Genomic DNA, 14,000 nt, shown 5'->3' on the forward strand with positions numbered 1-14,000 from the left:
TAGAACCCGAATCGCCACTCACGACCAACTGGACCGACGCCTCCCCGCAGCCCTCCCCCGATGCGCGTGAAGGCCCCCTTCCCGCGGCTGAGCCGAGGAAAGGGGGCCTTCACGCGCAAAACGAGCCCTACACGTAGTCCTTGTACTTCTCCAGGAACCGCACCGGCTTCGACAGCGCGTCCCGGCGGAACGGGTCGCCCAGCTCGCGGGTGCACATGATCTCGACGACGGTGGTCTTGCCCTCGTTCATCTGCGCCTCGACGGCGCGTCGCAACGCGGGGCCGACCTCGTCGAGCTTCTCCACGACGATGCCCTCCGCGCCCATCGCCTTGGCGATCCCCGCGAAGCTCTCGCTCTCCAGCTCGCCCGCGACGAACCGGCGGTTGTAGAAGTCGACCTGGTTCTTCTTCTCCGCGCCCCACTGCCGGTTGTGGAACACCACCGCGGTGACCGGGATGTCGTGGCGGACCGCGGTCATGATCTCGCCCATGCTCATCCCCCACGCGCCGTCGCCGGCGTAGGAGATCGCGGGCCGGTCGGGCGCCGCGGCCTTGGCGCCGATGATGGTCGGCAGCGCGTAGCCGCAGTTGCCGAAACTCATCGGCGCGAAGAAGCTGCGCGGTTCCTCGAAGCGCAGATAGCTGTTCGCGACCGAGTTGATGTTGCCGATGTCGGTCGACACCATCACGCGCGGCGGCATGGCCTTCTCCAGTTCCCGCAACACTTCCCGCGGGTGCAGCCAGTTGCCCTCCTCGCCTTCCTGTTCCGCGATCATGTCGAGGCTGAACGGGTCGGTCTCGTGCGTCCAGGCGTCGAGCTCGGCCTCCCACGCGTCCTTCTCCGCCTTGATCTTCGCCGCGCGAGCGTCCTTTGTGGAGTCGCAGGCCAGCGTCCGGTCCGCCAGCCGCTTGGTCAGCGCGACCGCCGCGTCCTTGGCGTCACCGCAGATGCCGACGGTGATCTTCTTGACCAGGCCGAGCATCTTGTGGTCGGCGTCGATCTGGATGATCTTCGCGTCCTTGGGCCAGTAGTCCATGCCGTGCTGCGGCAAGGTGCCGAACGGGCCGAGCCGTGAACCGAGCGCGATCACGACGTCCGCCTGCGAGATGAGCTTCATCGCGGCCTTGGAACCCTGGTACCCCAGCGGCCCGCACCACTGCGGGTGGCTCGCCGGGAACGAGTCGTTGTGCAGGTAGCTGTTCACCACCGGCGCGCCGAGGCGTTCGGCGAGTGCCTTGCACTCCTCGACGCCGTCGGCCATCACGACGCCACCGCCGGAGATGATCACCGGGAACTCCGCCGTGGCCAGCAGCGCGGCGGCCTCGTCGAGGCTCCGTTCGCCGCCGGGGCCGCGGTCGAGCCGGGCGGGTTCCGGGATCTCGGCCTCGATCTCGCCGTAGAAGAAGTCGCGCGGGATGTTGAGCTGCGTCGGGCCGAGTTCCGAATGGGCGCGGTCGAAGCAGCGGCCGGTGTACTCGGCCATCCGCTTCGGGTTGTTGACGTGCCCCTGGTACTTCGTGAACTCCTGGAACATCGGCAGCTGGTTGGCCTCCTGGAAGCCACCGAGGCCGGTGCCCATCGTGCCCGCTTCCGGCGTCACGATGACGACCGGGCTGTGCGCCCAGTACGCGGCCGCGATCGCGGTCACGCAGTTGCTGATACCCGGGCCGTTCTGCCCGATGACGACACCGTGCCTGCCGCTCACCCTGGCGTAACCGTCGGCCATGTGCCCGGCGCCCTGTTCGTGCACCACCGGTACCAGCCGGATGCCCGCCGGCGCGAAGATGTCCATCGCGTCCATGAACGCCGACCCCATGATGCCGAAGATGTCGGTGACGCCGTTCGCCACGAGCGTCTCGACGAAGGCCTCGGACGGGGTCATCTTCTTCCGGCCGCTGACGACCACGCGGCCGTCACCCGTCTTCCGTTCCGTCATGTTCCGCTCCTTCGACAGGCGAGATTTACAAAAATCGGTACGTGGCGTTCCTGAAATCAGGATGCGACCGACGATAGGACGCCAACCGTCCAGCGTCAACGCCAGATTCTGGAAACCGAGACGCTGTGTGCTACTTTTCGGAACATGGAGCTGCTTCGCGAACCGGATCCGATCAACGGGGACACGCCGACCATGCGGCTGTTCTCCCTGCTCGAACTGATCGCCGCCAAGGACCAGCTGGTCTCCCTGCAGGGTCTTGTCGAGGAGACCGGCCTGCCGAAACCGACCCTGCACCGCATGCTGCAACAGCTCGAAGGCGCGGGTCTGCTGATCCGGCAGGCCGACGGGCGCCACTACGGCACCGGTCACCGGCTGCGACGGCTCGCGGAGAACCTGCTCCTCAACGCCACCCACCACGGCGCCCGGCACGCCGTCCTGCGTCACCTCGTCGACGAACTCGGCGAGAGCTGCAACGTGACCACGTTGTCCGGCAACGAGATCGTGTACCTCGACCGGGTCGAAACCCCGGAGCCGCTGCGGTTCTACCTCCGGCCGGGCTCGCGGGTGCCGATCCACTGCTCGGCCAGCGGCAAGATGATCCTCGCGCAGATGAGCCCGTCGCAGCGGCGGAAACTGCTCGCGCACGCGCCGCTCAAGCGGTACACCGACAAGACCATCACCGACCTCGACGCGCTCGAGGCCGAGTTCACCCGCGTCCGCCGGGACGGGTTCGCGCTCGACGACGAGGAGTTCCTGCCCGGTCTGGTGTGCGTCGCGGTCCTCGTGCCGGGGCGCGCCAACCTCTGCGTCGCCGTGCAGGCGCCGGTCATGCGGCTGACGCCGGACAAGGCCCTGCAGACGCTCCCCGCGCTTCAGCGCGCGGCCGAGGCGATCAGCAGCGTCGACGCCGAGGGCGGGTCCGAACCGGAAAGTGTTCCGTCGTAAGGAGTTCTCATGATCCCCGAGCTTCGGCTCCCGGTACGTGACGTCTTCGGCATCGATTCGGATCTCGTCGTCGGCGCGTTCCGCGAACGCACCGAGCACGTCCCCGAGGTCGACGAGGCGTACCGCTTCAACCCGGACGTGACGCTGGCGCTGCTCGCCGGGTTCACCCGCGACCGCCGCGTGCTGGTGCAGGGGCTTCACGGCACCGGGAAGTCGACCCATATCGAACAGGTCGCCGCGCGGCTCAATTGGCCGTGTGTGCGGGTCAATCTGGACGGTCACCTCAACCGCCTCGACCTCGTCGGCCGCGACGCGGTCGTGCTGCGCGAGGGGAAGCAGGTCACCGAATTCCAGGAGGGCATCCTCCCGTGGGCGTTGCAGCGGCCGGTCGCGCTGGTGCTCGACGAGTACGACGCGGGACGCCCGGACGTGATGTTCGTGCTGCAACGGGTCCTCGAACGCGACGGCAAGTTCACCCTCACCGATCAGAACCGGGTACTGCGGCCGCATCCGTCGTTCCGGCTGTTCGCCACCGCCAACACGGTCGGGCTGGGCAACCTCAACGGGCTCTACCACGGCGCGCAGCGGCTGAACCACGCGCAGATCGACCGCTGGAACATCGTGGCGTCGCTGAACTACCTGCCCGCCGCCGAGGAGATCGCGATCGTGCGGGCCAGGGTGCCCGGCATCCCGGAATCCCTGGCGGCGTCCCTGGTCGCGGTCGCCGCGTTGACCCGCAAGGGTTTCCAGGCCGGTGATCTGTCCACTTTGATGTCCCCGCGCACGGTGATCACCTGGGCGGAGAACATCGAGATCTTCGGTGATCCGGCGACGGCCTTCCGGTTGTCCTTCGTGAACAAATGCGACGAAGCCGAGCGCGACCTGGTGGCGGAGTACTTCCAGCGCTGCTTCGACGACGAACTCCACCTGCTCTCGGCATGACCGCCGGGCAGGCGGAAACCCGGCGCCGCAAGCAGGTCGAGGAACTGTGCGCGGCCGCGGTCCGGGCGCTCAGCGGCGACCCGGCCCTGCATTTCCGGGCGCGGCGGCTGCATCGGGGACGCGAGCCGCTCCCCCTGCACGCGCCGCATCTGCGTCAGTCCGCCGACGACGATCTGGTGTCGTCCCGCGGGATCGCGGACGGGATGGCACTGCGCTTGACGTCCTCCGACGCCGGCCTGCACCGGAGCCTGTGCCCGCCCGACCCGGCCGAACGCGGGATTTTCGAGCTGCTGGAACAGTTCCGAGTCGAGTCGCTCCCGCCCGCGGACATGCCGGGCATGCGACGGAACCTGCGACTGCGTCATCTGCGCTGGTCACTGGAGTTCCACCGGTCCGGGCTGACCGAGACCGCGCGTGGACTGCTCCTGTACACCGTCGCGCAGATCTGCCGGTCTCGGATCACCGGCGAACCGGTGGTCGAGGAGACCGAGGATCTCATCGAAGCGACCAGATTCGCGCTGGCGCCTTCTCTCGGTCACGACCTCGCCGGACTTCGACGACACCGGACGGACCAGAAGGCGTTCGCCGAACACGCGCTGGCGATCGCCCGCACGACCGGCGGACTGCTCGCCGGGACCGAGCAGGACGCCGAGAACGAGGGCGATCCCACCGACCCGCGGTTCAGCCTCGTGATCGACTTCGACAAGAGCCACGGCGAACAGATTCCCGTCGCGACCGCGGGCACCAGCCGGACGTTGGGTGAATCCGGTGCGGCGTACCGGATTCACACCACCGCGTACGACCGTGAACAGCGGGCGTCGGAGCTGGTCCGCCCCGCGATGCTCGCCGAACTCCGCGAGCGGCTCGACCGGCGCGTCGGCAGGCAGGGCGTCGGGCCGGGACGGCTGGCACGCGACCTCAAGGCGGTGCTCGCCGAACCGGCCCGCGACGGCTGGGACGGCGCGCAGGAGGAAGGGCTCCTCGACGGCCGGACCCTGGCGCAGCTGATCAGTTTCCCCACGGAGCGGAGGATCTTCCGCACCGAGCGGATCGAACCGGTGGCGGACACACTCGTGACGTTCCTGATCGACTGCTCGGGTTCGATGACCGCGCACGCGGAACCCGTCGCCGCGCTGGTCGACCTCTTCACGCGCTCGATCGAACTCGCCGGGGCGACCTGTGAAGTGCTCGGGTTCACCACCGGCGGCTGGAACGGGGGCAGGCCGAAGCGGGACTGGATCCGGGCCGGACGCCCACGGCATCCCGGCAGGCTCAACGAACGACTCCACCTCGTGTTCAAGGCCGCCGAGACGCCGTGGCGGCGGGCACGGCCCGATCTCGCCGCACTGCTGAAAGCCGATCTGTTCCGCGAAGGGATCGACGGCGAGGCGGTGGCCTGGGCCTGCGCCCGGATGCGCGCGCGACCCGAAGCACGCCGGATCCTGCTCGTCCTCTCCGACGGCAGCCCCATGGACAGCGCGACGAGCCTGGCGAACGATCCTCATTACCTGGACGAGCATCTGCGGGAAACGGTGCTGCGGGAGGAAAGCACCGTCGAGATCCGTGGGGTCGGCGTCGGCCTCGACCTCAGCCCCTTCTACCGCCGCTCGCGAGTGCTCGACACTTCGGTCACGTCCGGGTACGCGCCGTTCCGCGACGTCCTCGGATTACTGGCCCTGCGGTGAATCCTGCTGGCCCTCGTTCTGCTGCTCGCCACCGGACTCACCGAGGTAGTCCTTCGCCTTGTCGGCGGCCGAGTCGATCTTGTCGGAGTGTTCACCGAAGCGGGACTTCGCGAAATCGGCGGCCTTGTCGACGTGTTCGCCGCTCACCTTGTCCTTCATGCCTTCGAAGTCGATACCCATGAGAACTCCTCACTTTTCGGTACGCCGTCGATCCGGCGCCTGTCTTCCATCAAAGTGCATTCGCGTCGCGGGGCAACTCGGGGGCGACGGGTGGGTGAGTCCGGCGCGTTTTCCTTCGACCAGGTAAGGAAAATCCGCCTCGACCGGGAAGAGACGACGCTGACGGTCGCTCACTCGGGTGGACTTGCCGATCTCTTCACCGGCTCATGGTTGTAACGAGTTTCCTGGTCGAAGCGATTTATCCGCACTTCGGCCGCGGACGACGGCCGAGGGACGCACTCGCTCGCGGTTGGCGCTTTTAGTCCTTTCGTGTTCGTATCCCTGGCGTCAGCCAATGCGGAGACGGCCAAAGGGAGTTCGAACTTCATGCGCAGGACAATTGCCCGAACGGTAACGGGCGTGGCGATCGTGGCCGGCCTCGTGGCCGCGTGCGGCTCCGAAGGCGAAAACGGTGCGGCTGGGTCTTCTGGCACGAATGGAACCGCTTCGAGTGCGGCGGGCGCGCCGTCCTCCGGCGCCGACGCTTCGGCCTCGTCGGGAGCGGGAACCGGCGACGCGGGCCAGGCCGGTGGCGAGGCGGCCCAGAAGGTGACCGCCGCGATCCAGCAGGCGCTGCAGCAGTCACCGATCACCTTTACCACGGAAAGTGCGGAACTGTCCGAAAAGAGCAAATCGACCCTCGGCGAAATCGCCAAGGCCATGCAGGGCAACGACGTCAAAATCGCCGTCGCCACGCACGCGGGTTATCCCGACGCGGAAAAGTCCAAGACCCTTTCCGAAAAGCGGGCGGAAGCGATCGCCGCCGCGCTCGAAGGGGCGGGCGTGGCCAAGGACCGCGTCAAGACCGAAGCGACCGGTAACGAAAAGACGCAGGGCGACAAGGCGTTGGACACGCAGATCACCGTCGCGCAGTGACCTTCGACGGAAGCGCGGGCGGGGGAAGCGAATCCCCCGCCCGCGCACCGCGTCCCCGCCGTTGCCACTATCTGATCGGCCCGAGCGGTTTCCCGAATTTCGGCGACGAGCTGATCGCGGCGACCTGGCTCCGGTATCTGGCGCGGACCGAGCCGGAGGCGGACGTCTGGCTCGACACGCACTCGCCGGGGCCCGCGCAACTGCTGCTGAACGATCTGCACCCGCGCCTCCGGTGCACGGACACCTTGTGGCGGCTGTGCGGTGAAGCGCCGTCGGACGATCCGTGGGAGGTCGCGAACTGGGTGCAGTCGGCGGTGAACGACCCCGGGCTCGCGCCACGCTGGGACGCGGGCATCGACCTGCTCGGCCGGACCGACGTGCTGCACCTGATCGGCGGCGGCTACCTCAACGCGTTGTGGCCGCGGCACATCGGACTGCTCGCAGGCGCCGCGGCCGCCGCCCGGCGGTCAGGGGCCCGCACCGCCATGACCGGGCAGGGACTGACGCCGTTCCCGCCCGGCGCCACCGACCTCCTCCGCTCGCTCGCCGACCGTTTCGACGTCGTCGACGTCCGCGACGATCCGTCGGCCGAACTACTGCCGGGGGTCGTCCGCACGTGCGACGACGTCTTCCTGGAACCACCCGAGCAGAGACCCGCCGCGCAGGCGCGCGAATTCGTGCTGTGCGTCCAATCCGACATCGGCGCCTTCGAGCCGTCCGTGCTGGCCGCCCAGGTGCTGGGTTTGTTGCGGGCTTGGGAAGTCCACCCCGAGCAACTCGCCGTCGTCGAAGGGATTCCTCGCGTCGACCGCGCGGTTCCGGCGCTGCTGGAACACGAACTCGCCGGTGCCGAATTCCACCCGTTCCGGGACATCTGGCGTCACGGCCTGCCGCTGGCGCCCGGGCAGACCTGGATCTCCAGCCGCTACCACCTGCATCTCGTCGCCGCCGCGGCCGGCGCGAGCGGTCTCGCGTTCAGCGTGTCGCGCGGGTATTACACGACCAAGCACCGCAGCCTCATCGACCTCGGCTCGGGCTGGACGTCGTTCGACGCCGAGGAGGGCGGAACCCCGGACCGGCCGACCGGTACCGGGTTCCCGCCGCACGTCCTCAGGCGCTGCCGTGACCTGAAACGCTCGGTCGCGACGGCGGTGTACGGGAGTCAAGTGATCGAAGAGGTCCGGCCCGCGACGCGGCGCCTCGCCCTGCGCTCGTGGCGCACCCGGTCAAGCTAACCGGATGACGTGCTGAGTGACGGGACCGCCTCGGCGGCCGGGGCGCTCTCGGCCGATCGCGCCACCGGCGCCCGCGCCACGTCCGGTTTCACCAGGCTCCAGGCCACCACCACGGCCAGGTTCACCCCGAGCGACACCAGACCCGCGTTGAACCCGCCGAAGGTCGCGCCGGTGACGTACAGGGCGATCGCGGTCAGCACCCCGGCGATCATCCCGGCGGCGACCGCGGCCGTCCGCACCCGGCGCACGAAGAGGATCGCGAGCCAGCCGGGGACGACCTGGGCCAGCAGGTTGTAGGTCAGGTTCAGGATCGTGAGCATCAACGTCGACGCGACGAGGGTCAGGACCGCCGCCAGCACCAGGAAACTCGCCACCGCGACGACCGTCCACCGTCGTTGCGCCGCGGCCGGGACGTTCGGCGCGAGGTTGCGGCAGACCATGCCGCCGATGGTGAGCGCGGTCGCCGCGAGCACCAGCACACCGGAGAGCGCGGCGCCGGCGGCGACGAGTCCCAGCAGCCAGTCGGGCAGCAAACCCTTGGCCGTCACCATGAACACCGTGTTCGGGTTCTTCAGGTCCGGATGCGCGCGCACGCCGTAGTACGCGGCCAGCACGAGGAACGGGTAGATCAGCATGTACATCGGCATCCACACGGTCGAGCTCTTCACCGCGCGTTCGGAGCGGGCCGGGAACACGTACGCGCCACCGAAGCCGAGGTAGAACACGATGCTCTGAAAGAGGATCGTCGTCATCGCGAACGTGAGTTCCGAGCCGCCCATGGTGGTCTGCGCCGCGCTGAGCACCTCGGGTCCGCTGACCTTCGCGGTGCCGCCGGCGGCGATCACGACCGCCACCCCGACGAGCACGACGCCGAGCAGCATGAAGAGATCCTTGAGGATCGAAACGAACGCGGGCGAACGTACGCCGGAGACGGCGATGTAGACGAACGCCACGATGCCCGCCAGCACCACGCACTGCACCGGATCCAGCCGCAGCCCCAGATTGCTCAGCACCACCTGGAGCCCGATGAACTGGTACTGCCCCCACGGGACCAGTGCGATCAGCATCGTCACACAGGTGATCAGCTCGAGCCGCCTGCTGCCGAAATGCCGTCCGAACACGTCGGGCACGGTCATCGCGTCGTACCGTTTCGCCGCCCGCCACACCAGCGGGGCCAGGAAGTAGCCCAGCGAGTACGCGAGCAGGATGTAGCCGAGGAACCAGATCCCGTAGCTCGCGCCGTGCGCGTAGATCCCGCTCGGGAAGCCGATCATCGTCCCGATGCTGTACACCTCGCCGACCGCGAGGAAGTACACCAGCCACGCCGGGAACGACCGGCCGCCGACGAGGAATTCCGAGATCCCGCCGCCCCGGGTGGACCGTCCCGCCCACACCGCGAGCCCGATCGAGCCCGCCATCACCACCGCCACGATCGCGATCAGCATCAGTCGTCCTCCGGGTAGTGGGCGCGGTCGAAGAAACGCCAGCTGATCCACAGGCACAGCGTGGTCAGCGGGCAGCAGCAGAACACCCAGAAGAACAGCACCGGGATGCCCAGTACCGACGCCGTTGATCCGGACAGCAGCAGAATTCCCGCCAGCAGGGCGAAAGCGGGGACGAATAGTCCTATGAGGACACTCGGCCAGCTGCGGATCATCGTCGTGCTCCCGTCGTCTCGCGCCGCCAGACGATCTCGCCGCCGCTGACGGTGGCGTCCACGGTCAGCTCGCGGATCCGGTCGGGGTCGACCGTGGTGGGATCGCCGGACAGCACCGCGAGATCGGCGAGTTTCCCGATCTCCAGGCTGCCTTTGACGTCTTCCTCACCCGCGAGATACGCGGCGTCGATCGTGTAACCGCGCAACGCGGCGTCGACGTCCACGGCCTGTTCGGCGCCGAGTACCTTGCCCTGCCTGGTGATCCGGCGCACCGCGCACCAGATCCCCTCCAGCGGCGGCACCGGCGTCACCGGGGTGTCCGAATGCAGTCCGAAATGGATTCCGCGCGAGCGGGCCGAGACCAGCGGGCTGATCCGCCGCGCCCGCGCGGGCCCGAGGAAGACGTCGCGATGCCGGTCTCCCCAGTAGTAGACGTGCTTGATGAAGAACGACGCGAGGACGTCGTGGGCGGCCATCCGGTCAAGCTGGTCTTCGCGCACCGTCTGGCAGTGCTCGATCCGGTGCCGCCTGCCGGTGCCCCGCGGCGAGCCCAGCCGGGAGTAGCCGTCGATGATCGCATCGATCGCCGCGTCGCCGTTGCCGTGCACGGCGACCTGCCAGCCCGCCGCGTCGAGCGCGGCGATCCGGCGGCCGAGGTCGGCGGGTTCGAGCAGCATCATGCCGTGCTCGTCCGGAGCGCAGGTGTAACCCTCCGCGAGACAGCCGGTCTTGCCCTGGATCGAACCGTCCGCGACGATCTTCACCCCCGTCATCGCGAACTTGTCGTCCACCTGGGCTTCCGGCGATTCCGGCCGGCCTTCGCCGAGGCCGGGCAGCAGACCGTCGAACAGGTAGCCGCGCACCCGGACCCGCAGCTTCCCGGCGCGCCTCAGCAGCGCGTACGCCTCCAGTTCCGCCGCTCCGCCGATGAGCCCGATACCGGTGTCGTGCACGGAGGTCACGCCGTTGGCGAGGTACTCCTCGTCCGCCAGCAGGAGGGCATCGGCCAGTTCGCCCGCGCTCTGCCCGGGCAGCCGGGACGTGACGAGGAAGGCCGCCGTCTCCACGAGCACACCGGTCGGCTCCTCACGGGCGTCGCGCACGATGAGCCCGCCGGGCGGGTCCGGGGTCTCGGCGGTGATCCCGACCTCGCGCAGGGCGAGCGAGTTCGCGGTACAGAAATGGCCGGAGACATGGGTCAGCACCACGGGATTGCGACCGGAGACGGGGTCGAGGTCCGCGCGGGTCGGATGACGGCCGTCCGCGAGCAGCGTGTCGTCGTACCGGAAACCCCGGATCCACTCCCCCGGGCCCAGCTCCTTCGCCGCCTGCGCGACCCGGCCCACGATGTCGGCGATGGTGTCGTTGGGCGGGCTGCCGGCGTCGACCGGCGCGGCCAGCGTCATCCCGAAGAACGCCGGATGGTTGTGGGATTCGACGAAACCGGGGATCACCGTGCGCTCGGCCAGGTCGAGCACGGTGGTCTCCGGGCCGATCAGCCGGGAGATCTCCCGTTCGGAACCCAGCGCGGTGATCCGGCCGCCGCTCGCGGCCAGCGCGCGCACCCGTCTCCCCGCCGCGTCCAGGGTGAGCACGGTGCCACCGAACGCGACGAAATCGGCTTCTCGAACGAACTCCACCACACGGACCTCCTGGCGACGTGTCCTGGCTCACGAGCGATCCCCAGACACTGCGGCACGTCTGGCCGCCTGAACAGGTCCAGAACGGTCCGGCGCGGTGGTACCAGTTACGCGATCAGGTCGCGGCAGGCCTCACCGAGCAGACGGATGCCGGGGTCGATGTCGCGCAAGGGGACGGCCGCGAACCCGATCCGGAAATGGTTCTTCGGCGGGTCGTCCCCGACGAAGAAGATGTCGCCGGGCTCGATCAGGACGCCGTCACGCTCGGCTCGTTCCATCAGCGCCCGGCAGTCCAGTTCGGACGGTCCGGTCATCCAGAGGCTGACCCCGCCCGGCGGATACGCCGTCTGCGTCCACGGCAGGTGTTCGGTGACCGCGGCGCAGGTCGCCTCCCATTTCCGCATCAGTTTCGTGCGATACCGGCGGAGGGAACGGTGGTACTCGCCGCTGTCGATGAGCAACGCCAGCGCCCGCTGGAGATGACCGGGCGGATGCCGCAGCACGTATCGCCGGATCTCCCGCAGCTCCCGCACCAGTTCGCGCGGGCCGACCAGGTATCCCAACCGCAGGCCGGGCGAGAGGAACTTGGAGAAGGTGCCGAGGTAGATCGCGTCTCCGGTGCCGTCGAGCGCCTTGAGCGCGGGCGTGGGGCTGCCGTGGTACCGGAATTCGCTGTCGTAGTCGTCCTCGACGAGCACCGTGCCCGCACTCGCGGCGAGGCTGAGCAGCCTTCGTCGGCGGCCGATGCTCAACGTCGCGTTCGTCGGGTGGTGGTGGCTCGGGGTGAGATACAGGAGATCGACGCCGTCGAGCGTGTCCGGCGGGCGCAGGCCGCTCTGATCGACGTCCACGCCGCGCAGCCCGGCGCCGGTGCGCAGGAAGATGTGCCGGGCGTCGAGGTATCCCGGGTTCTCCATCGCCACGACGCTGTCCGGCCCGAGCAGCGCGCGGCAGAGCAGGTCGAGGCCCTGCTGCGAGCCGACGGTGATCAGGACCTCCGACGGGTCTGCCTCGATCCCCCGCGCGGTGAGCAGCTGACGGCAGATCAGGTCGACCAGCATCGGGTCGTCGGAGCCGACGCTGTCCTGCAGGCTCGGGAACACGTGCGGCCGGTACAGCGCGTCGCGCAGGCAGCGGGTCCACGAGCGCGCGGGAAAGGCGGTGACATCCACCTGACCGGCGAGGAACGGGTACGGATAGGTGTGCCAGTCCGGGCGCTTCTCGATATGCGGCACCCCGGCGTCGGGATACCGGCGCACCCGCGCGCTCCAGTCGATGGCCGGGCTGGTGCCGCGTTCCTGCACCGCGCAGTGCGGCCGCATCTCGGCGTTGATGAACAGCCCGCTGCGCTCGCGGCTCTCCACGAACCCCTCGGCCACCAGCTCCTGGTAGGCGAGATTGATGGTGTTGCGGGAAACGCTGAGTTCGGCGGCCAGCTCCCGCGAGCTCGGCAGCCGGTGCGCCGGATCGAACGTGCCGATCGCGATGCCGTGCTCGATGGCGCGCCGCACCTGCCGGTAGAGCGGCTCGGTGGACGTCCGGTCGATTTCGATCAACGTTCGCGGCAACGGCACCTCCCTTTCGGCGACGGGCCGGGATCTGAACCTAACTCCGGATCCCGGCCCGCACCACCTAGCCGAGCACGTCGTCGAGCGAAACGGAGCCGATTCCGAGCGCCTCGCCGACCGGCGCGGACGTCAGCCTGCCGTCGACCGTGCTGACCCCGCCGCGCAGCTCCGGGCACCGCGCGACGGCGCCGGACAGACCGTGGTTCGCCAGCTCCAGCGCGTATGGCAGCGTGACGTTCGTCAGCGCGTACGTCGAGGTGTGCGGAACGGCGCCGGGCATGTTGGCGACGCAGTAGAACACCGAGTTGTGCACCTGGAACGTCGGCTCCGCGTGCGTCGTCGGCCGCGTGTCCTCGAAGCAGCCACCCTGGTCGACCGAGATGTCGACGAGCACGCTGCCCGGCTTCATCCGGGACACGAGATCGTTCGACACCAGGCTCGGCGCCTTGGCACCGGGCACGAGCACCGCGCCGATCACGAGGTCGGCTTCGACCACCGCCTCTTCGATCGAATACGCGTTGGCCGCGGCGGTGCGGATCCGCCCCTGGTACATCCGGTCGGCGGCACGGAGCTTGTCGACGTTCTTGTCGAACAGGACGACGTCGGCCCAGGTCCCGGCCGCGCCGGCGACCGCGTTCATCCCCGCGACACCGGCGCCGAGTACGACCACCCGCGCCGGGGCCACCCCGGAGACACCGCCGATGAGTACCCCGCGCCCGCCGTTGGCGCGCATGAGCGTCTGCGCGCCGACCTGCGGGGCCAGCCGTCCGGCGACCTCGCTCATCGGGAACAGCAGGGGCAGCGATCCGTTCGGCAGCTGCACCGTCTCGTACGCCACCGACGTCGTGCCCGCGTCCAGCAGCGCCCGCGTGCACGGCTCGCTCGCGGCGAGGTGCAGGTAGGTGAACAGCAGCTGATCGCGGCGCAGGCGGTGGTACTCCTCGGCGATCGGCTCCTTGACCTTGAGCACGAGGTCTCCGGTCGCCCAGACGTCGTCGGCGCTGTCGAGCACCTTCGCGCCGGCGGCGGCGTAGTCCTCGTCGCGCACGGAGGACCCTTCGCCCGCTCCGCGCTCGACGAACACCTCGTGCCCGGCCGAAGTGAACTCGTGTACGCCCGCGGGCGTCACCGCGACCCGGTACTCGTGGTTCTTGACTTCACGAGGGACACCGATCTTCATCTCACGCTCCCGTCTGTTCCAAAGGCAGTGACGCTGAGCGTGCGGCACGGCTGGAACGGCCAGAAGTGCCAGAACCCGCGCGTTCGACGGGTCCAGTTCGCCGCTCATAGCGCTGGG

Annotated in this window: 12 protein-coding genes; 5 read left to right on the top strand and 7 right to left on the bottom strand. The window is 69.0% G+C overall.

What is annotated here, in order from left to right:
• Positions 1 to 127: 127 nt before the first annotated feature.
• The gene (xsc, locus tag ED92_RS17560; protein WP_037339266.1) at positions 128 to 1,936 is read right to left on the bottom strand and encodes a sulfoacetaldehyde acetyltransferase; all 1,809 of its coding nucleotides are present in this window, start codon (positions 1,934 to 1,936) and stop codon (positions 128 to 130) included.
• A 144-nt stretch (positions 1,937 to 2,080) separates the two neighbouring features.
• Between xsc and ED92_RS17565 the strand changes: the two genes are divergently transcribed.
• From ED92_RS17565 to ED92_RS17575, 3 genes are read left to right on the top strand one after another with little or no spacing between them, the layout of a single operon-like run.
• Complete coding sequence (locus tag ED92_RS17565; protein ID WP_037339270.1) at positions 2,081 to 2,881, top strand: IclR family transcriptional regulator; 801 nt, start codon at positions 2,081 to 2,083, stop codon at positions 2,879 to 2,881.
• Positions 2,882 to 2,890: 9 nt separating this feature from the next.
• Positions 2,891 to 3,823, top strand: coding sequence for an AAA family ATPase (locus ED92_RS17570; protein WP_037339273.1), 933 nt, complete (start codon positions 2,891 to 2,893; stop codon positions 3,821 to 3,823).
• Positions 3,820 to 5,508, top strand: coding sequence for a cobalt chelatase (locus tag ED92_RS17575; protein ID WP_037339276.1), 1,689 nt, complete (start codon positions 3,820 to 3,822; stop codon positions 5,506 to 5,508). The genes ED92_RS17570 and ED92_RS17575 overlap by 4 nt, the downstream gene beginning before the upstream one ends.
• Here ED92_RS17575 and ED92_RS17580 read toward each other — a convergent pair.
• On the bottom strand, positions 5,491 to 5,688 hold the full coding sequence (locus tag ED92_RS17580) for an antitoxin (protein WP_037339279.1): 198 nt from the start codon (positions 5,686 to 5,688) through the stop codon (positions 5,491 to 5,493). The two genes, ED92_RS17575 and ED92_RS17580, sit on opposite strands and share 18 nt — an antisense overlap.
• 399 nt (positions 5,689 to 6,087) lie before the next feature.
• Here ED92_RS17580 and ED92_RS17585 point away from each other — a divergent pair, with 399 nt between their 5' ends.
• Both ED92_RS17585 and ED92_RS17590 read left to right on the top strand, forming a co-directional pair.
• A complete protein-coding gene (locus ED92_RS17585) occupies positions 6,088 to 6,603 on the top strand; it encodes an OmpA family protein (RefSeq protein ID WP_081975832.1) in 516 nt (171 codons plus the stop codon).
• Complete coding sequence (locus ED92_RS17590) at positions 6,600 to 7,838, top strand: polysaccharide pyruvyl transferase family protein (protein WP_052120649.1); 1,239 nt, start codon at positions 6,600 to 6,602, stop codon at positions 7,836 to 7,838. The genes ED92_RS17585 and ED92_RS17590 overlap by 4 nt, the downstream gene beginning before the upstream one ends.
• On the opposite strand, the gene ED92_RS17595 is transcribed toward ED92_RS17590, so the two are convergent.
• The 5 genes from ED92_RS17595 to ald all read right to left on the bottom strand — a co-directional run bounded on the left by ED92_RS17595 (position 7,835) and on the right by ald (position 13,883).
• Complete coding sequence (locus ED92_RS17595) at positions 7,835 to 9,283, bottom strand: sodium:solute symporter (protein WP_037339283.1); 1,449 nt, start codon at positions 9,281 to 9,283, stop codon at positions 7,835 to 7,837. The genes ED92_RS17590 and ED92_RS17595 overlap by 4 nt on opposite strands.
• Complete coding sequence (locus ED92_RS17600) at positions 9,283 to 9,495, bottom strand: DUF3311 domain-containing protein (protein ID WP_037339284.1); 213 nt, start codon at positions 9,493 to 9,495, stop codon at positions 9,283 to 9,285. The genes ED92_RS17595 and ED92_RS17600 overlap by 1 nt, the downstream gene beginning before the upstream one ends.
• The gene (locus ED92_RS17605; RefSeq protein WP_037339285.1) at positions 9,492 to 11,138 is read right to left on the bottom strand and encodes an amidohydrolase; all 1,647 of its coding nucleotides are present in this window, start codon (positions 11,136 to 11,138) and stop codon (positions 9,492 to 9,494) included. The genes ED92_RS17600 and ED92_RS17605 overlap by 4 nt, the downstream gene beginning before the upstream one ends.
• A 104-nt stretch (positions 11,139 to 11,242) precedes the next feature.
• Entirely contained in the window at positions 11,243 to 12,703 is a 1,461-nt protein-coding gene (locus ED92_RS17610; protein WP_037340277.1) for a PLP-dependent aminotransferase family protein, read from the bottom strand.
• Positions 12,704 to 12,767: 64 nt separating this feature from the next.
• Entirely contained in the window at positions 12,768 to 13,883 is a 1,116-nt protein-coding gene (ald, locus tag ED92_RS17615) for an alanine dehydrogenase (RefSeq protein ID WP_037339286.1), read from the bottom strand.
• Between the last annotated feature and the right edge of the window lie 117 nt (positions 13,884 to 14,000).

This window comes from Amycolatopsis sp. MJM2582, from assembly GCF_000754115.1.
Taxonomy (GTDB): domain Bacteria; phylum Actinomycetota; class Actinomycetes; order Mycobacteriales; family Pseudonocardiaceae; genus Amycolatopsis; species Amycolatopsis japonica.